At 67.9% G+C, this 20867-nt stretch carries 19 protein-coding genes and 1 tRNA gene; 6 read left to right on the top strand and 14 right to left on the bottom strand.

Going from position 1 to position 20867, the window contains the following annotated elements; translation table 11 throughout:
- Window positions 1-178: 178 nt before the first annotated feature.
- The 10 genes from JRZ79_RS20865 to glpK form a co-directional block, all read right to left on the bottom strand.
- Window positions 179-463, bottom strand: coding sequence for an ArsR family transcriptional regulator (locus tag JRZ79_RS20865; RefSeq protein WP_205251032.1), 285 nt, complete (start codon window positions 461-463; stop codon window positions 179-181).
- A gap of 175 nt (window positions 464-638) precedes the next feature.
- Window positions 639-926 carry a hypothetical protein gene (locus JRZ79_RS20870; protein WP_205251033.1) on the bottom strand — a complete coding sequence of 96 codons (288 nt, stop codon included), beginning with the start codon at window positions 924-926 and terminating at the stop codon, window positions 639-641.
- Window positions 927-1080: 154 nt separating this feature from the next.
- Window positions 1081-2838 carry an archaeosine synthase subunit alpha gene (gene arcS / locus JRZ79_RS20875; protein WP_205252130.1) on the bottom strand — a complete coding sequence of 586 codons (1758 nt, stop codon included), beginning with the start codon at window positions 2836-2838 and terminating at the stop codon, window positions 1081-1083.
- Between the two features lie 63 nt (window positions 2839-2901).
- Complete coding sequence (tgtA, locus tag JRZ79_RS20880) at window positions 2902-4377, bottom strand: tRNA guanosine(15) transglycosylase TgtA (RefSeq protein WP_205252131.1); 1476 nt, start codon at window positions 4375-4377, stop codon at window positions 2902-2904.
- A gap of 46 nt (window positions 4378-4423) precedes the next feature.
- Complete coding sequence (locus JRZ79_RS20885; protein ID WP_010903440.1) at window positions 4424-4594, bottom strand: hypothetical protein; 171 nt, start codon at window positions 4592-4594, stop codon at window positions 4424-4426.
- Between the two features lie 31 nt (window positions 4595-4625).
- Window positions 4626-5168, bottom strand: coding sequence for an NUDIX hydrolase (locus JRZ79_RS20890; RefSeq protein WP_010903441.1), 543 nt, complete (start codon window positions 5166-5168; stop codon window positions 4626-4628).
- Between the two features lie 45 nt (window positions 5169-5213).
- Window positions 5214-5753 (bottom strand): AAA family ATPase, encoded by a 540-nt coding sequence (locus JRZ79_RS20895; protein WP_205251036.1) that lies wholly within the window; start codon window positions 5751-5753, stop codon window positions 5214-5216.
- Between the two features lie 61 nt (window positions 5754-5814).
- Window positions 5815-6987 carry an ATP-binding protein gene (locus JRZ79_RS20900; protein ID WP_010903444.1) on the bottom strand — a complete coding sequence of 391 codons (1173 nt, stop codon included), beginning with the start codon at window positions 6985-6987 and terminating at the stop codon, window positions 5815-5817.
- A gap of 76 nt (window positions 6988-7063) precedes the next feature.
- Entirely contained in the window at window positions 7064-8113 is a 1050-nt protein-coding gene (locus tag JRZ79_RS20905; protein WP_010903445.1) for a hypothetical protein, read from the bottom strand.
- 2 nt (window positions 8114-8115) lie between these two features.
- A complete protein-coding gene (gene glpK / locus JRZ79_RS20910) occupies window positions 8116-9648 on the bottom strand; it encodes a glycerol kinase GlpK (RefSeq protein WP_205252132.1) in 1533 nt (510 codons plus the stop codon).
- 220 nt (window positions 9649-9868) lie between these two features.
- On the opposite strand from glpK, the gene glpA reads away from it, so the two are divergent.
- Genes glpA through JRZ79_RS20925 form a run of 3 tightly spaced genes read left to right on the top strand, consistent with a single transcriptional unit; the run spans window position 9869 to window position 14244 of the window.
- Entirely contained in the window at window positions 9869-11581 is a 1713-nt protein-coding gene (gene glpA, locus JRZ79_RS20915; protein WP_205252133.1) for an anaerobic glycerol-3-phosphate dehydrogenase subunit GlpA, read from the top strand.
- Entirely contained in the window at window positions 11571-12854 is a 1284-nt protein-coding gene (gene glpB / locus JRZ79_RS20920; protein WP_205252134.1) for a glycerol-3-phosphate dehydrogenase subunit GlpB, read from the top strand. Before glpA ends, glpB begins: the two co-directional genes overlap by 11 nt.
- Entirely contained in the window at window positions 12847-14244 is a 1398-nt protein-coding gene (locus JRZ79_RS20925) for an anaerobic glycerol-3-phosphate dehydrogenase subunit C (protein ID WP_010903449.1), read from the top strand. The genes glpB and JRZ79_RS20925 overlap by 8 nt, the downstream gene beginning before the upstream one ends.
- Before the next feature lie 44 nt (window positions 14245-14288).
- Here the strand turns inward: JRZ79_RS20925 and JRZ79_RS20930 are convergent, their stop codons facing one another.
- Window positions 14289-14777, bottom strand: coding sequence for a hypothetical protein (locus JRZ79_RS20930; protein ID WP_231546312.1), 489 nt, complete (start codon window positions 14775-14777; stop codon window positions 14289-14291).
- 224 nt (window positions 14778-15001) lie between these two features.
- Between JRZ79_RS20930 and JRZ79_RS20935 the strand changes: the two genes are divergently transcribed.
- Window positions 15002-15523: a type IV pilin gene (locus JRZ79_RS20935; RefSeq protein ID WP_205252136.1), complete on the top strand. Its 522-nt coding sequence runs from the start codon at window positions 15002-15004 to the stop codon at window positions 15521-15523.
- 404 nt (window positions 15524-15927) lie between these two features.
- Entirely contained in the window at window positions 15928-16848 is a 921-nt protein-coding gene (locus JRZ79_RS20940) for a hypothetical protein (protein WP_205252137.1), read from the top strand.
- 371 nt (window positions 16849-17219) lie between these two features.
- Here JRZ79_RS20940 and JRZ79_RS20945 read toward each other — a convergent pair.
- From JRZ79_RS20945 to JRZ79_RS20955, 3 genes are all read right to left on the bottom strand, one after another.
- Window positions 17220-17292, bottom strand: a tRNA-Pro gene (locus tag JRZ79_RS20945).
- 84 nt (window positions 17293-17376) lie between these two features.
- Window positions 17377-17967 carry a tRNA (pseudouridine(54)-N(1))-methyltransferase TrmY gene (trmY, locus tag JRZ79_RS20950; protein WP_205252138.1) on the bottom strand — a complete coding sequence of 197 codons (591 nt, stop codon included), beginning with the start codon at window positions 17965-17967 and terminating at the stop codon, window positions 17377-17379.
- A gap of 217 nt (window positions 17968-18184) precedes the next feature.
- Entirely contained in the window at window positions 18185-19408 is a 1224-nt protein-coding gene (locus JRZ79_RS20955; RefSeq protein ID WP_205252139.1) for a hypothetical protein, read from the bottom strand.
- Between the two features lie 181 nt (window positions 19409-19589).
- On the opposite strand from JRZ79_RS20955, the gene JRZ79_RS20960 reads away from it, so the two are divergent.
- Window positions 19590-20867 (top strand): tRNA pseudouridine(54/55) synthase Pus10, encoded by a 1278-nt coding sequence (locus JRZ79_RS20960; RefSeq protein WP_205251048.1) that lies wholly within the window; start codon window positions 19590-19592, stop codon window positions 20865-20867.

Below are 20867 nucleotides of genomic sequence, written 5' to 3' on the forward strand. Positions count from 1 at the left end.
GTCGGCGGCGGCCCCAGCGGGGGGCGGATGCGGCGGTGCTGCCAACTATCCACATATACTGTCAGTATATACCAGTTGCCGTTAAATTAGTTACGGAGCACGAAACAGCGGAACCGACGGGCGGTATCGAAACACAGCACCGCAGCAGGACAGCGTGCGGGCCGAAAACGAGGCGCGGTTACGCGACGGTGGCTTCGACGCGCGCCTCGAAGTCGTCGTCGTCGTTCTCGTAGGCGTCCCGGTGGGTCAGCGCCGCCTGTCCTTTCGCCGTGATCGCGTACAGCCCGCTTTTCGGGGCGGGACCGATGCGCTCGACCAGGCCGTAGTCGGTGAGGATGGGCAGCCGGGTGTTGATGTACGCCCTGTTCTTGTCGAGGATATGCGAGAGGTTGACGGCGTTGTTGCGTTTTCCGTCGGAGAGCGCGTCGAGAATGTCGAAATCCGTCGGTACTGCGAGTTTCATGGCTGCTACCTCACGGCCGGATCTGATATATGCTAGGATATTGTCGTGTACTGGTAGTATATGCCATGGGTGGCAACGACTGGTTCGGGCGTACACCGGTGTCGGTGCACGGCGGCACGCAGTCGCCGACGGCGGCGATCAGGGCAGGGCGGTCGGCAGTGGGGTCTGGCGGGCGTTACTGCTCGGCGTTCAGCTCGCTGATCGCGTCCCTCGCGAGCTCCAGTTCGGTGATCGTGCGGCGCTGGGTCTCGATGAGGTCATCGAGGTGCGCCGCGAGTGCGTCGGCAGGGAGGTCGTCGATGCGATCCGTCGCCGCGTACAGCATGACCGTTTCGAGCGCGTTCGTGGTGGCGGTGTTCGTCTCCAACAACGACTTGACCACTACCCACGTCGGATCCTCGATGTCGGCTGGCTGTCCGGCGGTACTGCCTGTCGGTTCGTGGACCGTGTTCCCGTTAACCATTATGTAGCCTATGTGCCAATGGCGAATGAGTAACTTTAAGCTACTGATATGCGTGAAATTTCTTTCGGTGTTGTGATACGAGTGCGAGACAGCACCACGACGCCGCGAAAACGTGACCGGAGACCGCCGGCTCAGCGGACCCAACGACGGGGTGTTATCGTTCGACGCAGTGCCGGACCTGCACCGCCATGCCGCGGGTGGCGTCGGCCATCGCCGGCCCGGGCATCCGTGCGCGCCCGACGGCGAACGCGGCCGGCCCCTCGATGACGACTTCGTCGCCGACCCGGATGTCGTCGCTGGCGTCGATCACCCCGGGCGCGAGCACGCTGCCCTGGGGCACGAAGCCGTCGATCTCGACGCGCTTGGTGGGCGCGTCGCTGGCGACCCACTGGCGGGCACCCGCCAGCGTGAACGACAGCGAGCCGTACTCGGGGACGAGCGCCGCGAGCTGGTCGCCGGTGTCGGCGTCCAGCGCCTGCAGCTTGGGATACCGGCCCTGCACCTCGATGTCCGCGAACACCGCGTCGCCCGCGCCGTCGCCCAGATAGTAGTCCGCGACCGCCTTCAGCGTGGCCGCCTCGCGCTCCTGCACCCAGATCTTGTCCTCGCCGGCGAGGGCGGCGTTCAGTTCGCCGAGGCTCTCGTCGGTCGTGGGATGGTCCGCGACGGTGAACTCGAAGGGCACGTCGACGTCGCCGGCGACGCGCTCGCAGATGTCGCGGTAGCCCTCCGGCGGGACGTGCGCGATCACGCGGGAGTAATCCGTGCGTTCGAGGTACCGGCGGAGCACGCGCGCGACGAAGTCCTTCTCCTCGGCGCTCCAGCGCCCCGTCACCACGGAGTCGTAATGCTGGGCGGGATACGTGAGTTCGAGTTCCTGGGGGACGACGCCGATGGGCGACGTGATCGACGCCACGTGCGCGCGGTAGCTGGCGGCGTCCTGGAACTGGCGGTGGCTCTGGGAGTCGCTGTAGGGTTTCCGCGCCGAACACGGCACGAGCAACAGCGGGTGGCCGTCCAGGCGCTTGCGGTACCGGCTGGTGACGCGGTCGGCGAACCGCTGGATCTCCACGCGGTGCAACGCGTCCTGGGTCGAGGACAACAGCAGCGAGTCCCGGAACGTCGGCGTCCGCTGTTCGACGTAGCCGTACTGCTGGTCGAGCTCGCGCATCGCGGCCGTGAGCCACGCCGTGTGGCGGGCCTGCCCCTCGACGTAGTCCCGCAGGCGGCCGTCCCGGATGCGGCGGCGGACCCGCGCCAGCTCGGCTTCGAGGGCGTTCACGTTGTGGTCGACGCAGTCGGTCCGGTCGAAGTCGGCGGCCGGCTGCTGGCAGGCGGGACACGAGCACGGCAGCTCGTCGAGGTCGGCGAGGTCGTAGGCCCCCTCGGTGGTGAGATAGCGCCCCTGCGTCCCGCGGACCACGGCGCGGTCGGCGTTCACGAGGTCGACGCCGGCGTAGACGAGCACGGCGACGTTCCGGGGCGTGGCGACCCCCGACAGGGAGAGCGCGGTGTCGTCCGGGATCGCGGCGCGGGCCTCGACGATGGCGTCCGCGAACGCCGACCCGTGCCCGACGATGCCGGGCGCGCCCGACAGCACGTAGGCGTCGGCACCGAAGTCCGCGGCCGTCGACGGCGACACGACGGCCGCGCTCGGGAACGCAACGTCCGGGTAGTCGGGGGCGAACGACGCCTGTACGTCGTCGGCGGTGCCCGACGGGAACCCGCGGTGGGGGAGCACTGTCAGCGCGGCGTCGTCGCCCTCGGGCGTCTCTCGGGGCTGTGTCCACCGGCTGCCCGCGTCCGCGATCACGTCGTCCGTGAGCGTCGGTGTCGTCACGGGCTCCGAGAGCCGGAGTTCGCCCACGCGCGCGGCGGCGTCGCGCTCGTGGATCTCGAAGTACTCAGTCATACTGCGCTGTGGGGGGCGCGCGCTCAATTGCCTTGCCTTTCGCCGACACCGCAGGTGGCGGGTCTACTCGCCGCGCACGGCGTTGTACAGCGAAACGCGCTGTGGCACCGCTTCGAGCGCGCTCTCGGGCCAGTCGTCGTGGGCGAGCGTGAACGCGGTGTCGGGGTTGGCCTCGGCGAGCCGGCACACGCCTTCGGCGGCCGCCTCGTAGCCCGCGCGATCCATCCGGGCGGGCGTTTCGGCGGTCAGCGGGTAGGTGGTGGCGAGCGCCGAGGGGTACGGGCCGAACGGCGGCAGGACGTTCCAGGACTCGTCGTAGCGGTGGTTGCTGTCGCCCTCGGTCAGCAGGACGTCGTCGCCGTCGACGTCCAGCCGGTCGAGGCGCTGGTGGTGGCGGTGGACCTCGGGGCGGCGCGCGCTGCCCGCGCCCGTGTAGAAGAACGCGTCCTTGCTCGCGGGGTCGCTGGCTTCGAGGTGGTCGCTGTGATCGAGCAGGGCGCGGTAGCCGTCCAGCGTGCTGGGGTGGGCGTGGGCGCGCGCGGCGACCAACTCCATGAGCGTCCCGGACTTGATCGCCTGCTTGACCCGGCGGATCTCCCCGAACGAGACGTGGAGGTTGTGCTCGGCGAGCAGGCGCTCGCGGTCGCCGGCCGCCATCCCCCGGACGGCCTGGGGGCTGTGCTCGGCACAGACCGGACAGTCACAGGGGAAGTAGTGGAGGTCGTCGAGGTGCTCCGTGCCCGATACGGTGAGGTAGCGGTCGTCGCGGGCGTAGATGGCGTAGGCCGCCGAGTCGAAGAGGTCACAGCCCAGCGCGGCGGCGAGCGCGAACATCATCGGGTGGCCCGCGCCGAAGAGGTGGACGGGCGCGTCGCGGCCGAGCCCGCGCTTGGCGGCGAGCACGGCCTCGGTCATGTCGTCGTAGCGGTACTGGTTCATCAGGGGGACGACCGCACCCACCGGGAACAGGTCGAGGGCCGTGCCGTAGGCGTGTGCGCCGGCCTGCTCGCGGAGGTCCGGCTGGGTCGCCCCCTGGACGGGTGCGTTCACCAGCATGTCGCCGACGTCGACCGTTTCGGCGAGCTCCAGGCGCTGTTGGGTGGTTTCGAGCTCGGCCGCGGCCTGCTCGCGGTCGGCGTCCGGCGGCGTCGGGATGTCCACGGGCGTCCCGATGTCGCTGCCGATGTCGTGTTGGAACCGGAGGATGGCCTCGGTGTCGGTGTCGATCTCGCCGTACTCCGCGAGCTGGAAGCTCCCCGAGTCGGTCATGATCGCGCCGTCGAACCCCAGCATCTCGTGGAGCCCCTCATCGAGCGCCCGCTCGCGGAGGTCGTCGTCGCTGTTGATGATGTAGGAGTTCGTGATGAGCAGTTCCGCGCCGAACTCGTCGACGAACCGGGACGGCTCGACGGTGATCAGGTTGGGGTTGACGACCGGCATCAGGGTCGGCGTCTCGACGGTGACACCCGCCCGTGGTACGTCGAGTTCGCCGATGCGCGCGAGGCCGTCCTGTGCGCCGACCTCGAAGACGTCTCTCATTGCACCGGCGTAGCGACCGTGCGCGCTTGAGGCTTGCCTTCGGCGCTCAGGACTCCTGCTCGACGTAGAACACGCGCTCCCGGGGGATGCGCCGAACCGTCCCGTCGCCGGTTTTCACGAGCCAGTGCTCGGTGGCCTCGTCGTACCGGAGTCGGTCGTCGTCGGTCGGCCACTCGGTGACATCCCCACGCGGATCGTCGTAGACGATGACGCCCATAGCGGCACGCAGGCCGGCAGTCCCAATAAACCTACGCGAGTTCGTGCTGGAGCACGCCCAGCGCGGTGCGGCCGTCCCGGATGTCGTCGTCCCGGACGGCCGCCACCAGATCGTCGTACGGCTCGGTGTCGACCCGGATCGTCTCGTCGTCGTCCAGGGTCTGGCTGGCGGTGGGCGTACAGTCCGTCGCGCGGAAGTAGTGGTGGACGGCGTCGCTGATGCCGTTGGCCGGCTCGTAGGTGGCGTACTGCTCGATCGTGGCGGGCTCGTAGCCGGTTTCCTCGCGGAACTCCCGGCGGGCGGCGGCCGCGAGGGATTCGCCGGGCTCGACGCTGCCGGCGGGGAGCGCGCGGTTCACGCGCCCGACGGCCTGCCGCCACTCCTCGATGAGCACCACCTCGTCGCCGTCGGGCGTGAACCCCAACACCACCACCGCCGGGCCGTCGTGGAGGTAGTCGTAGTCGGTTTCAGTGCCGTCGGGCAGCCGGGTTTCGTCGCGGCGGATCACGAACCCCGGGCAGTCGTAGGCGGTCGTCGTGGCGGTCGTCTCCCACGCGAGGTCGTCGGTCGGCATGCCTCCGATTGGGCGGCGGGAGCGAAAAAGGCTGGCGCGGCGGGCTCAGAGGAGGGCCACGAGTTGGCTGCGCGTGGCGTCGCGGTCGCCGGAGTTGTCGATGATCGCGTGGTCGTCGCCGGGAATGGGGTCGAACTCCTCGCGGAACTGCTGGTGGATGGCGAAATCCGCGTCGCTTTCGTCCCCCGAACGCGCCCGGATGCGGTCGCGAACGACCGCCTCGGTGCACTCCACTTTCACCAGCTCGAAGCGGACGCCGACGCTGTCGGCCAGCTGTCGCGCGGCCGCCCGGCGCGCGTGGTTCTTGAACGTGCCGTCGAGCACGACCGAGTCGCCGTCCCGGAGCGCCGCGCCCGCGCGGTCGAGCAGCGCGTCGTAGACGGCTGCGACCTCCGCCGGCGTGTAGTCGGGCTCGGGGAACAGGTCCGTGCGGACGACGTCGGTGCGCAGCAACTCGGCGTCGAGGGTCTCGGCGGCGTGTCCGGAGACGGTGGTTTTCCCGGTGCCTGGCAGCCCGCACACGACCACGAGTCGTTGCTCGGCCCCGTTCGTCGATCTGGTGTCTGAGACGGGCGTCCCGCTCACGGTAATCGAATGAGAGACGGCCCGCCGGCAATATGAACCTGTGGAATCGGCGCGCCGGCGGCTACGCCCGCGCTCGGAGCCGGCGGAACGCCGTCGGCGCGAACCGGACCGCAACACGGCTCGGGGGGCGGCCGGCCGAATCGGTGGTGGTGGCGCGCACGCGCTCGACGATGCCGTCGCCGGACAGCTCGTACAGCAGCCGCGTGACCGTGCTCTGGGACAGCGATACGCCGGGGGTGGCCGTGACCGCGTCGGCGGCCTCGGTGACCGACCCGTGGGTGGCGTCGGTGTCCAACAGCGCCGCCAGGACGCGCTGTTTGGCGTCCGAAACCGCGAGCGGACGCCCGAGAACGACGCCGCCGCGAGGCACGTCCTGGATGCCCGCCTCGATGTCGGCGTCGGTGAGCCGGCTGCGGCCGGCGCTGTCGGCGGCGTGGGCGGCGACGGCCAGCGCCGCCAGCGCGTCGTGGGCGTTGCCGTCGCTCCAGGCGGCGATGCGGCGCGCGTGCTGTTGGGTGAACGCGTGCTGGCCGAGGGCCAGGGACGCCCGCGTGGTCACAACCCCGACGAGCGTCTGGCGCTGGTAGGCGTCGATGCGGAGGTCGCGATCGGTGTGGGCGGTCAGCGCGGCGTCGGACGGCTCGGAACGCCCGACCGCGAGCCACCGGGCACGATCCGGGAGGGCGGTCAGCAGTTCGGCCACGGGGGCGGCGGTCGTGGTGTGGTCGACGGCGACCACGACTCCCGTTGGGTGGGCGGCAACCGCGTCGGCGAGTCGGTCCCGGATCGCGGCCGTGCTCACGCCGTGGGTCGGCACCGACTCCGACACCAGCGCGTCGAGGACGGCGTGGGAGAACGCGAACGGGGTGGTGGCGGTCCGGCGATCGACGTAGACGAACGCCGGCATCGCCGACGCCGGGGTGGACGGCTGTGGGGTGCCGGCGCGCGTGCTCGTGTGGATGACCGCGTCCCCGGTGGCGTGGCGCGCGAGCCGCGCGAACAGCGCGGACACGACCGCCGATTTGCCCGCGCCGGGCGGCCCGTGGAGGTAGGCGTTCGGCGGGAGCGCGCCGTCGAAGGCGGGGCTGAAGTGGTCGAGCAGGCGCTCGAAGGCGGGGCCACGGTCGGAGGGCTCGGTGATGTGGGCGACCGGCGAGAGCGGCTCGAAGTCGGTGATGAGTGCGGCGTCGGTGCTGCGGCGCTGGCGGCGCGTGATTCTCGCGTCAAGGTCCATGCTGTAGTGGGGTTGTGTCGCGGTGAGTGGTGTGGCTGCCCCGCCTAAACGGCGGGCGGCGACAGCAACGCGGGCGTTACAGGCCGAGGTAGCTGCTGGTCGGCAGCAGTCCGAGCTGGAAGGCCCCGCCGATCACCAACATCAGGGTGGCGATCGCCATCGCGGGCGGGTCGACGTGGGTGCCGGAATGCGAGTAGAGGATGCGTTCGCCACACTCGCCGACGAGCGCGCTCAGGACGCCGAAGCAGCCGGCGGCGACGACCGCCAGCAGGGGGCTTGCGAAGACGCTGAACCCGAGCACGCCGCCGACAGCGCCCAGCAGCGTGATGTGGTGTGTGACCGGGAAGTTGGGCACGTCGAACTGCAGGAAAACCAGGCTCGCGGCCGAGAGGCCGTACCCGAGGAAGACGCTGTCCGTTTGCAGCCAGAGGAACCCCGCGAGCACGCCGAAGATCGCGCCGATGAGCGTGACGCCGGTCCACGTGTACTGCTGGGGGAGCCAGGGCTCCGTGGCGGGGCGGCCGGCGTGTTCGGCGGCGCCGCCGTCGGCCGCTGGGTGTGGCTCGTCGCGCTCGAACGGTCCCATGTCGAGGAGGCCGGAGCCGGACGGCGACCCGACGATCGGGTAGCCGAACACGGGTCGGGCGATCAGGGCGGTCGCCACGACGGCCACGGCGATGTTGTCCGTGGGGATGCCGAGCGCCGTGACGACTTTGGCGATCAGCATGCCGAGCGCGCCGAAGACCGCGCCAACCGCCAGCACGTCGGGTTTGGTGCCGAACGCGTACTGGATGTTCTTCCCGAAGTGGTAGTCCCAGCCGTCGGGCGCGAGCTCCGGGTATCGCGTGCCGGCGTACGCGGAGGCGGCGACGCCGCCCGCGAACGCGATGTGGGGGCCGACGATCGGCCCGAACCCGATGGCGTTGGTGAGGCTCACGGGCAGGTCGCCCGGGAGCAGTGTGAGCGATTCGCCGATGAGGACGACGAATCCCGTGAAGATGAACGAGGGCAGCGCGCCGATGGCCGCGCCGAACGCGCCCCCGGCAAGCGCCGTCAGCAGGAGGACGGCGAACGGTTCGGGGGCCATGTCGACGACGGGGAGCGTGGCGAGAGTGAGTCCCGGCATCGTCAGTCCTCCGTGGCCCACGCCAGCGAGCGATCAACGGCGTCCTCCCAGCGGCCGTACTTGCTGTCGGCCTCGCTGGGGTCCATCTCCGGCTCGAACGACCGGTCGACACGCCAGTTCTCCCGGAGGTCGTCCAGGCTGTCCCAGTAGCCGACCGCGAGGCCGGCCGCGTAGGCCGCCCCGAGCGCGGTGGTCTCGTCGACCTCCGGGCGCGCGAGGTCGGTCTGGATGATGTCCGACTGCAGCTGGCAGAGGAAGTTGTTCTTGACCGCGCCGCCGTCGACGCGCAGCGTCGTGGTGGACACCCCGGAGTCGGCCTCCATCGCCGCCGCGATGTCGCGGGTCTGGTAGGCGATCGATTCGAGGGTCGCCCGAACGATGTGGGCTTTCCGCGTGCCCCGCGTCATGCCGACGAGGGTGCCGCGGGCGCGGCCGTCCCAGTGTGGCGCGCCCAGCCCGGTGAACGCGGGCACCATGTAGACGCCGTCGGTGGTGTCGACGGAGCTGGCGAGTTCCGCGGTCTGGGCGGCGTTGTTGATGAGGTCGACGTCTTCGAGCCACTCGATCGCCGCGCCCGTGACGAAGATCGATCCTTCGAGGGCGTACTGGACGGGCTCCCCGGAGAGCTGGAACCCGATCGTCGTGAGCAGGCCGTGCTCGGAGGAGACGGCGTCCTCGCCGGTGTTCATGAGGTAGAACGAGCCGGTGCCGTACGTGTTCTTGGCGTCGCCGGCGTCGAAACACGTCTGCCCGAAGAGGGCCGCCTGCTGGTCGCCCAGCGCGGCCGTGACGGGAACCGACGCGCCGAGGAAGCCGTCGGGGTCGGTGTGCCCGTAGACGGCCTCGTCAGAGGACGGCCGTACTTCCGGCAGCATCTCCCGGGGGATGTCGAACTCCTCCAGCAGCCAGTCGTCCCACTCCAGGTCGGTGATGTTGTACAGCATCGTCCGGGAGGCGTTCGACACGTCCGTGATGTGTTCGCCGGTGAGGTTGTAGATGAGCCAGGAGTCGATGGTGCCCATGAGCAACTCGCCGTCGCGGGCGCGATCCCGGAGGCTGCTGGCGCGCGCCGAGGAGAGCTTCAGCGGCTCGGCTTCGTCGAGCAGCCACTCGGTTTTGGTGGCCGAGAAGTAGGCGTCCGCCTCCAGGCCGGTTTTCTCGCGGATGCGTTCGATCTTGCCGTTTTCCTCCAGGGATTCGACGCGGCTGGTGGTGCGTCGGTCCTGCCAGACGAGGGCGTTGTGGATCGGGCGGCCGCTTGCGGCGTCCCAGACCACGGTGGTCTCGCGCTGGTTCGTGATGCCGATCGCGGCGAGGTCGTCGGCGTCCAGCCCGGCGGCCGAGAGCCCCGCCGTGACGACGCTTTTCGTGTTCTCCCAGATCTCCAGGGGGTCGTGTTCGACCCAGCCGGGTTCGGGGTAGTGCTGTTCGTGTTTCTCGTAGGTGTTCGCGACCACGTCACCGTGTTGGTCGAATACGATGAACCGCGTGCCTGTCGTCCCTTGGTCGATCGCGCCGACGTATGCGTCTGTCATAGCTGTGTCAACCTCGTTGCGCGGTTGTCTTACCGTCAAGACCGCGTTACCGGTACACAATATCATAACCCGTAATAAAAATCCCTGAAACTCCGCGAAGAGCCCTGAATGTGTCCTTTCACGCCGGACGAAATGCCCCGACCGCCGACACGACCCGATTGTTTACGCGTCGCTGCGGGACCTTCGATGAGGTAAAGGCGGTCGCCGTGTAAGGCGTCGTATGGCGCAGGAACCGCACGTGGTTGTCGTTGGGGGTGGGTCGACCGGGGCCGGCGTCGCCCGCGACCTCGCGATGCGTGGCCTTGGGGTCACGCTCGTCGAGCAGGGCAACCTCACGCATGGCACGACTGGCCGGATGCACGGCCTCCTCCACTCAGGGGGCCGGTACGCAGTCAGCGACCAGGCCAGCGCGCGCGAGTGTATCATCGAGAACCGCGTGCTCAGAGAGATCGCAACGCACTGCGTTGACGAGACAGGCGGGTTGTTCGTGAAACGGCCCGAGGACAGCGAGCAGTACTTCCAGGAGAAACTCGCGGGCTGTGAGGCCTGCGACATTCCCACGAAGGTGCTCTCCGGGGCGGAAGCCCGGCAACTGGAGCCACATCTCGCCGACGACGTCGAGAAGGCCATCTGGGTGCCCGACGCCGCGATCGACCCGTTCCGCCTGGTGGTCGCAAACGCCGCGAGCGCCCAGGAGCACGGCGCGCGCATCGAGACACACTCGACGGTCACGGACGTCGTCGTGGAGGACGGCGCGGTGGTCGGCGTGGAAGTCGAACACGCGACCGGCGCGGGCAAGCGCGTGCACGGCACCGAGGGCGGCACCGAGGTGATCCGCGCCGACCACGTCGTGAACGCCGCCGGCGCGTGGGCGGGCCGCCTCGGTGAGATGGCGGGCGTTGACGTCGAGGTCCGTCCGTCGAAGGGCGTGATGACCGTGATGAACACGCGACAGGTCGACACCGTGGTCAACCGGTGCCGGCCGAAAGGCGACGCCGACATCGTGGTGCCCCACGAGACCACCTGCATCCTGGGGACGACCGACGAGGAGGTCGCCGACCCCGAGGACTACCCCGAACAGCAGTGGGAGGTCGACATGGTGATCGACGAGTTGGCGGAGCTCATTCCGATGCTCGACGACGCCCGCACGGTGCGGTCGTTCTGGGGCGTGCGGCCGCTGTACGAGCCCCCGGACGTCGACAGCGACGACCCCACGGACATCACGCGGGACTACTTCCTGCTCGCGCACGACGACCGCGACGACCTGCCCGGGATGACGACCATCGTCGGGGGGAAGCTCACGACCTACCGGATGATGGCCGAGGAGATCACTGACCACGTCTGCGAGCGCCTCGGCGTCACCGCGGACTGTCGGACCGCGGACGTCGCGCTCCCCGGGAGCGCCGACAACACCGCGCTCGACGACTACATGACGGAGTTCGGGCTGCGGTCGCCGGTCGCCCAGCGCAGCGTCGACCGTCTCGGCTCGCGGGCCGGCAGCGTGCTTGACACGGACGACCCCAACCCCACGATCTGTGCCTGCGAGGCGGTCACGCGGGCGGAAATCCAGGACGCCATCGAGCAGTCCGGGACGGACTTGAACGCGGTGCGGATCCGCACGCGGGCGACCATGGGGAACTGCCAGGGCGGGTTCTGCGCGCACCGCCTGGCGAACGAGCTCCACACCGCCGGCTACGACGACGCCACCGTGCGGGCGTCCTGGGACGAACTGCTCGCCGAGCGGTGGCGCGGCCAGCGCCACGCCCTCTGGGGCGACCAGCTCTCCCAGGCGATGTTGAGCTACGCGCTGCACGCGACCACGCAGAACCGCGGCCACGACCCGGCCGACGCGGACGCTGAGATCGACTTCGGGGCGTTCGACGCGGGGCCGCTGGCGGCCGACGGCGGCCCGGAGGGCGCGCATGGCAATTGAATCCGAGGTGCTCGTGATCGGCGGCGGGCTGGCCGGCATCACGAGCGCGCTGGCGGCCGCCGACGCGGGCGCGGACACCCGACTGGTGTCGTACAAACAGAGCACGCTCCGGAACGCCAGCGGGCTCGTCGACGTGCTCGGCTACACGCCCGGCGGGGACGGTCCCGTGGTCGACCCCTTCGACGCCATCCCGTCGCTGCCCGACGCCCACCCGTATCGGACCGTCGGCGTCGACACGGTGCGCGACGCGATGGCGTTTTTCGACACGCACGCGCCGCGCTATCAGGGGCACCACACCGACGCCAACGCGCTGGTGCCGACCCACGGCGGCACGGTGAAGCCGACCGCGCGCTATCCCGCCAGCGCCGCCGCCGGGCTGGCGAGCGACGACCGGGACACGCTGCTGGTCGGCTTCGAGACGCTGCCGGATTTCAACGCGGACCACGCGGCCGCCCACCTCGAATCGGCGGGCGTTCCCTTCGACGTGCACGGTGTGACCGTGCCGTTCCCGGGCGACCTCCGGGCGGGCGCGAAAGTCACCCGGTACGCGGGGCTGCTGGACGCGAACCCCCGGGTGTCGGTGGACGGCACCGAGCGCCCGCTCCGCCTGGCGCTTGCCACACGGGTCGCCGACGCGGCCGCCGACGCCGACCGCGTCGGCTTCCCGGCGGTGCTGGGCGACGACGACCCCGCGGGCGTGCGAGACGCGCTCGCGGACCACCTGGGGGCTGCGGTGTTCGAGGTGCCGATGGGACCGCCGTCGCTGCCCGGGCTGCGGCTGTCCGATCACCTGTTCGGCGCGCTGGAGGCGGCGGGCGTGCGCATCGAAACCGGCAACCCCGTGGTGGACGCCGACACGACCGCCGACGGCGTCGAGACCGTGTACGTGGAGAAAAACGGCGCGCGCATCCCGAACAGCGCCGACGAGTACGTGCTCGCGACCGGCGGGCTCGTGGGGAAAGGCATCGACTCCGACCGGGACGCGGTCTACGAACCGATCTTCGACTGCCGGATCGCGCACAGCGACGACCGGTACGCGTGGTTCGACGACGACGCGTTCGGCGACCACGCGTTCGCGCAGTTCGGCGTGCGGACCGACGACACACTGCGGCCACGCGACGACGACGGTGCCGCCGCCCACGCGAACCTGCGGGCGGCGGGCGCAGTGCTTGGCGGCTACAACTTCGCAGCGGAGCACTCCGGCAGCGGCGTCTCCATCGCAACGGGGTACGCGGCCGGAACGGCGGCAGCGGAGGCGATCCACGATGAGTGACTCAGAATCCGATTCCACGACGACCACCGCGGAGAATCGCTTCGAGCCAGCTACACCGAACGTGGGCGAGAAGTTCGACCCGGTGGCGCTCCACGACGACACCGACGACTTCGACCTGCGCCCCGAGTCGGACTCCTGCTATAAGTGCTCGACGTGTGACACCAACTGCCCGGTCGCGGAGGTCGACGACGACTTCCCCGGCCCGAAGTTCCAGGGCCCCGAGCAGTGGCGGCTCAAAGAGCAGTCCGACGACGAGGACCACGAGATCGACGACTCCATCACCGAGTGTTCGAACTGCATGCGGTGTGACTCGGCCTGTCCGTCGGGCGTGTCGCTGTCACAGATGCACAACACCGCGCGCGGCGAGTACGTCGACGACCAGATGTCCAAGCGCTCGCTGAAATACTGGCGCAACCGCATCCTCGCGAACTACCGCACGTCGGCGCGCATCGCCAGCACGCTCCCGCGGCTCGCGAACGCCGCGATGAACTTCGGGCCGGCGCGCTGGGTGATGGAGAAGACGCTGGGCGTGACCAGCGAGCGCGAGTTCCCCGCGTTCGCGACCGAGACCTTCCGGGAGTGGTGGCAGGCGCGGGGCGGCGCGGCCGCCTCCAAGGAGCGCGCGCAAGCCCGCCGACGTGAACGCGGCGAGCCCGTGGACGCCGACAAGAAGGTGGCGTACTTCCATGGCTGCTACGCCAACTACAACACCCCCGAGGTCGGGCAGGCGATGGTGCGCGTCTACGAGCATTTCGGCTACGAGATCGTCGTCCCCAAACAGGGCTGTTCGGGCACCCCGATGTTCGCCAACGGCATGCTCGACGACGCCCGCCGCCACGCCGACATCACGGTGTCCTCGATGAGCGACCTCATCGAGGAGGGCTACGACGCCATCGCCTCGTGTACGTCGTGTTCGATGGCGCTCCGACAGGAGTACCCCGAACTGTTCGACATCGACGGCATCGAAACGGTGGCGTCGAACACCTTCGAGGCCGTCGAATACCTGCGCATCCACGAGCCCCTCCGGGAGACCGTGCAGTCGGCCGACATCGACGGCGAGCTCGCCGACGAGTTCGCGTACCACGCCCCCTGCCACGCCCGCAGCCAGGGCCTAGACCGCCAGGCGGTGGAGCTGTTCGGCGACCTCGACGGCGTCGGCATCGACGACGTGGGCGACTCGTGTTCGGGGATCTCGGGCACCTACGGCTGGAAAGAAGAGAAATACGAGACCTCCATGGAGATCGGCGACGACATGTTCGATCACATGGAGTCCGCGGAGGGCGACACCGGCCTCACGGAGTGCCCGACGTGTGCGATGCAGATGGAGCACGGCACGGGCTACGAGGTGCGCCACCCCCTGGAGCTGCTGGAGGCCGCGCTCGTCGACTGACGGCCCACCAGCAGGAGCCGGCGTGTCCGGTCCGGGTAGCGGTGCTAACTGTCCGAGTTGAACGGTCCGATTTTGAACACTTCTTCGTCGGTTCTGTCGCACTTGTCCAGCCCGTTTTTGAGTGCCTCGTCACGTTCGCCGTTGTTCTGTCTGTCCTTCCAGATTTTCACGAGGTAGCCGTAGTCTCCCGGTGGCGCGTCGCTGGAAACAGGCCATTTGAGATCCTGGGATACGGTTTCATACTCGTCGAGTCTGACTTCAGTGTCCGTCCGCTGGCCGTTCTCGTAGAACCCATCGTTGTAAACCGAGTAGCCGACGTACACCGGAAACGCATCGTCCTCGTGGTTCTCTATTTCTGCGGTTACTGTTACCGTATCGCCGACATTGTACTCGTCATCTGGCGGATCTTCAACGTCGCCAAACCGCACGTCCGGATCATCTCCGACGTCGGACTCTGCAATGGCCGTCCCGGATAGTATGGTCGCTCCTGTGACTGCCGATCCAACCGTGGCGATGTACGTTCGTCGGTCCATGTGTTCACTAGCCACCTGCAAATCATGATTCATGTCGAAATAGTAAATAAATTCTGTTGGATACCCAACATACTGGTCTGTGGGTTTCACTGGCGATGGGGCAATAATCGACGTGTCCGCGAGAAGAGAATCTCGTATGTGGTGTCTGAGCATGGTATAAACAGGGCCTGAGCGGAGCGAAACGCATTCACACGGCCACAACGAATACTATCACGAGCCCACCAATGCGAGCAGCCACGTCAGTCACGGCGGTCGTTCTCATGGTCGTCGTCGTAGTGGTCCTTGCGGGGACAGTCGCGGTGTTCACCCTCGGATCCACGGACACCATCAGCAGTCCCGGGCCGCTGATCGGGCAGTCGAGTGGCGAACTCGTCCGCGACACGGCCGGCGGCGGCGATCAGATCGTTCGACTCACCCACATCGCGGGCGACGATGTGGCGGTGTCCGAGCTCGACGTCGTCGTGGATGCGACTGCCGCCTGCGGGAAGCGGGCCCGGATCGTGGACCTGCCCACGAGCACGCTGGGCCCAAGCACGTACGACGGCGACAAGCTGTTCGATTTCTACAGCCCGGACGGCGGGGCGTTCGACGCGAACACGGACGGCGTCTGGCGGCCCGGCGAGACGGCCACGTTCCGGATCGCAAACCGGGACTGCTCGCTCGACGGCGGCGACACCATCACGGTCCGGGTGGTGCACACGCCGTCGGAGACGGTTGTGATCGAGGACACGCTGACCGCCTCGTAGGCGGGTGGAGCCAACGAAGCGGCGGCCGGCGAGTGAGCGACGACTGTGGGGAGAAATGGGCCGGCGGGAATTGAGCATGATCGACTGCGCCGGCGTCTCAATGGCTGTTCTCTTGGAAGCGTAGTTACTGGCTGTCGTCACGGCACGTCGCTTGGATGTTCCCCATCGACGACTTCACTCTCGAATTCTACACGATGACCACGACATTCAGGCGTCACCAAAGGTCGTCGCCGCAAAAATCGACTACGACCGGCAGTATACTGGAAACCGTCTGGAGGTCCTCACCGAAGAAGAGAATACGGTCCACTCATGCACAGATCGCGACCAAGCATTCTTTTCGGGTGATTGCGAGAATTTAGAACATACTCACAAAATTTACCAGATAGTAATTTTAACAGGTTCTTATGCCCGGTCGGCTTCGAGAATTTGTATACCTTGACGACATCAGTGTTAACAGCCACCTCGCCTCCCTTGGAGTGGGACGGCCAGAAGAAATCGTAGATGTCAGTGAAGAATCAAATGAAAGAACCGGCAAAGGAGACATTAAGATCGCATCTGGTTCTCAGACGACCGGTAGTGTGGACAGCACTGAGACACAAATGAGTGCAACGGCCCCTTATCGATTCCAGCAGCTCATAAAGACACTTGATGAGGAAGATATAGCGATTGAAGATAGCCCGGCTCCAAAGAAAGTTGGTCGGAGTGATATTGTCCGGATTACCGGTGTGTTCAATCCGATGTCCCTCTATAAGACTGAAATTGCCGTGAAGGCCCTCCTCAATTTGATCGATGAGGATACTGCAAAATCTGTTACAGAAGCAGACCTACCAGATAGTGAAGAGGAAAGCTCGCAGTTGCAAGATGAAGTAGATATTCCCGGTAGCCATGATAACAACGACGAGACAAGTGATGAGGAGGCGATTGGAGCAATGTTTCATATAGGTGAAATATTCGAGCAATTGGCTGAAGAATTAATTGGAGATAGCGTCCCTCTTCGAGTTGACTACGATGTTGAGGATGAAGAACATTCAGCGGTGGTTATGCTTGACCGTAAAAAATTTGATGTCTCCCACAGAGATGCGTTCTTTGAGCCTAAAGAATACGTTCTGTTCGGAAGGGTCGAAGAACGAATCCCACGAAACGATGAATGGGACCCTATTAGAGCATCAAACATAATGGGCCGCTACTTTGAGGACGAAGATTCAGAGGGATGGAGAGAAGATTGGAAAGAAGGAGCGGATGGTTTGGGTATATCCCTTGAGAAGGACGACTTGGTAATTGAGGGGCGTTCTTTGGTAGTCAACCCAATTGCCGTTTACTGGTAGATTCTCGTGGGTTTCACGCGCTCAAAATTCGATTCCGGGATGTGCACGCAAAGCCGCAAACCTCGTGTGCACAATTCGGTACTCGCACTCTCAACGAGCCGGTCGAGGCCGAGATGATCCGGTAGATTGTGCCGGATCCTGGCCATTTCGCTCCGTTTTACTAACTCAAAATCAGCCCGAGTCGTGAGCCTCGGTGTGAGACACTCTCGTGTCCCCTTGTGGCCGAACTCGCACCCACAAACCAGGCGCAGCCTTCCGGGGTAGCCGTGCTCGTGGCTCCGGGAATACGCCCCAATCCAGAGCGGTTGTGTAACACCCAGCATAGCGGCCGCTAAGTGTTTGAAAATGCGGGAAACGGGGTAAGTGAGTAGTGGGCCGGCGCGAATTCGAATCGCGGTTACGGCCACCCGAAGGCCGAAGGATACCAAGCTACCCCACCGGCCCGCACGTGAGAGAATGGCCGTTGTGGATTTAACGGTTCCGGATCGGGGAGCACGCGTGACCCGCCGGCTGCCGTGGCCGTCGCCGTCAGTACGCGTCGAACCCGGCGGTGTCGAGGTGGTTGTGCGCGACCGTGATGGCGTGGTCGGCGTGCAACACCGTCGGGCCGACGCGCACGCGGTGGTCGCTGGCGTCCGCGAGCAGGCTGGCCTCGGCGGCGGTGAAATCGCGGTGATCCGACAGCACGAACACGGGATCCGCAAGGGGGCCGACGGCGGCGAGCGCGTCGCCGTCCTCGTGCAGCGCCACGACGGGCCCCGAGACGGCGTCCAGTACGGCCTCGAAGCCACGCTTCGAGACGTGGATGCCCGGCGACGACGACGCCTCCTGGTGGCCGATGGCCTCGGTTTTCGCGTCGAGGGCTTGCTTCAGCAGTCCGGCGACGTTGCGCTCGTCGGGATGCATGTACTGGACCGCCCCGGCGTCGATGCGGACCGTCACCTCGTCGCCGAGGACGAGGAACACCTCGACGTCGTCGCGGATGCCATGCGAGACGAACAGCGCCGCACTCACGCACCGACAGAGGACGTCGAGCCGGCCGGCAGCGCCCGGCAGGTCGTCGAGCGGGAAGTCGGGAGTCGTCGGGGCGTCGTGCCCGAGGACGACGAACTGTCTCATGCGTGGGTAGTCGGGCGTGGGTGGCTTACGTGCATCGGGTTCGGGGCTGGGCGGCGAGCCACCCCGACCGCCTCGGCGCGTGCAGTCCTCGGTGAGCCCGATGTGTCCGCCGGCCGACTGCGCCGACGAGATGAGGCGGGACGGGCTGCTCTCGACGCGCCGGTTGTTCGCGCCCGGGTGCCCGCGAGCGAGCGGCCACGCGGACGCCCCGTGACGGCTAGCGGGAGCGCGGACTGGCTCGGACGGCACTGGCGAGCGCCGCCGGGTCGGCGAGCGCGCTGAGGCGGATGTCGTCACCGCCCTCGCGTTCGACGACGACGGGATACGTCTCGAACGGGAGCACGTGGACGAGGCCCAGGATCGTCCAGCCGAGCGGGTCGTCGCCGACCGAGACCGAACTGATGTCCTCGACCGGGACGACCCATTGCGGCTCGTCGAGCAGCGAGTCGTAGGCGACCAGCGCGTCGTCGTAGACCCGGTACTCCTCGTTGGCGTGCCCCAGCCAGACCACGGCGACCACGGTGAGGACGGCGACCGGCGGCGCCGCGAGGAGCGCTATCGCGACCGCCCACAGCGTGACGCGCAGCGACCCGGAGCCGAGAACCGCGACAGTCCCGAGGAATCCGGTCAACGAGGTGGCGAAGAGGACGGCGTACGAGAGGCCGTCGTGGATCGCCCACGCGCGGACGACGCCGCGGTCGTTCTGGACGGTCGCGCGCGGCGGTCCGTCCGGGACCGAGAGCGGGTCGAGTGTCGCGCCGCCCGCGGGGTCGAAGGTCAACGGCCACGGGCCGACCCCGCACTCGCGGCACTCGAAGGCGAACTTCGGGAGGCAGAACAGCGCCGTGGCCGCGGTCACCTGCGCGGGGTCCGGGGGCGTCCTGGAGAGCGACCAGACGGCGACGCAGGCGACGACAGTGCTGTAGACGATGTCGCGGCTCGGCCGAACAGTTCGCGCCGACGCGGTCGCGTACCGGCCGGCCGCAGCCCACGTCTGCACGATGCGGTCGTGTTTCGCCGCGACGAGGAGGACGGCCGGAAGCAGTGTCGGCCCGAGCCCGCCCTCGAACGGCTCCAGCGCGGTCCACGCGAGCACGACCACGGGGAACACGGCGAAGCAGACGACCCACTGGTCGACGACGTACGGGAGGTTCCGCGGTGACACCGACGGAAACCGGGCCGCGACTCGGACACTCCCGCGTTTGTCCGCCACCATCTCGTACAGCGGTTCGAGGAACCGGAGCGGCGTCATCGCGGGCGGCGCTGTCGACGCCCGTTCGGCCGCGAGCCGTTCGTAGAGGAGGCGGGCGATGCCGGCGACCGCGTCGAGCGCGAACACCACCGCGATCGTGAGTGCGCGCTCCGAGAACAGCGCCCCGACGACCAGGGTCGCGTTCAGCGCGAGAACGACGCCGACGAGCCCGGCTGTCCCGCGTCGCATCCGAGGGTAGTTCCGGGAGGGTTCTCTTGAGTCTACTCATTACAGCGCAGGGTTCTCCCGGGCGCGGTCCGGCGCGTGTGGCCGGCGGCGCGCCGCCGGGAGCGGTCGCCTCCCGCCGGCCGCGGGGGTCGTGTGGCCGCGGACCGAAGAGTACGTACCACCGGCCGCCTACGAAACGTCCATGACCATCCTGGAGGATGCACGCGCGGTGCTGGCGGAAACCCCGGTGTGTGACGCCTGCCTGGGGCGGTGTTTCGCGGAACGGAGTTTCGGGCTGTCGAACGCCGAGCGCGGGCGGGCGCTGCGGACCGCCGTGGCGCTTGCCGATGACGAGCCCTACGAGGAGCCCGGGGAGCCGTGCTGGGTGTGCGAAGGGGCGTCCGGGCGGTTCGACGAGTTCGCGGACCTCGTGGTCGACGCCGTCGCGGACGCGTCGTTTGACACCTACCAGGTGGGGACGCAGGCACCGCCGCTGGTCGAGGAGAACGAGGCGATGCTGCGGGACCTCGCCGGGCTGGCTGAGGACGCCGGCGAGCCGTTCAAATCCGAGTGCAACCGCGAGGTCGGGAAGCGCGTCGGCGATCGCACGGGCACCGAGGTGGACTTCGGGCGGCCGGACGTGCTCGCCGTGATCGACGTCGAAGCCGAAACCGTCGACGTGACGGTGAACTCGGCGTTCGTCTACGGCCGGTACCGCAAACTCGAACGCGGGATCCCCCAGACGAAGTGGCCGTGTTCGGACTGCAACGGCAGCGGGACGCTCGTGGATTCGCCGTGCCCGCACTGCGACGGCACGGGCTTTCTCTACCCGGAGAGCGTCGAGCAGCTCACCGCGCCGCCGGTCGTCGACGCGATGGGCGGCACGGAGGCGTCGTTCCACGGCGCGGGCCGCGAGGACATCGACGCGTTGATGCTGGGGACGGGGCGGCCGTTCGTCATCGAGGTCGCGGAGCCACAGGACCGCCACCCGGACGCCGACGCGCTGGCGGACGCGATCAACGACTTCGCGGACGGCAAAGCCGAGGTCGAGGGCGTCGCGGTCGCGGGCTACGAGATGGTCGAGCGCGTGAAGGAACTCGACGCCCGCAAGCGCTACCGGGCTGACGTGGAGTTCGACGCGCCGGTGGGCGACGACGACCTCCGGGACGCGATCGACGAACTCGACGGCGCGACCATCGAGCAGGAGACGCCGAACCGCGTCGACCACCGGCGCGCGCATCTCGTCCGCGAGCGCGACGTCTACGACATCACGGCCGACCGCGAGGACGACACGCACGCCACCGTCGAAATCGAGGGTGAGGGCGGGCTCTACATCAAGGAGCTCGTGTCCAGCGACGACGGCCGGACGAATCCGAGCCTCGCGGGCCTGCTCGGCGTCGGGGCCGTGGTGACGGCGCTCGACGTGGTCGCTGTAGCGGGCGAGACCGAGGCCTTCGAGGACACCGAGCATCTCCCCTGA

The organism is Halobacterium sp. BOL4-2 (genome assembly GCF_016917835.2).
In the GTDB taxonomy this organism is placed as follows: Archaea; Halobacteriota; Halobacteria; order Halobacteriales; family Halobacteriaceae; genus Halobacterium; species Halobacterium salinarum.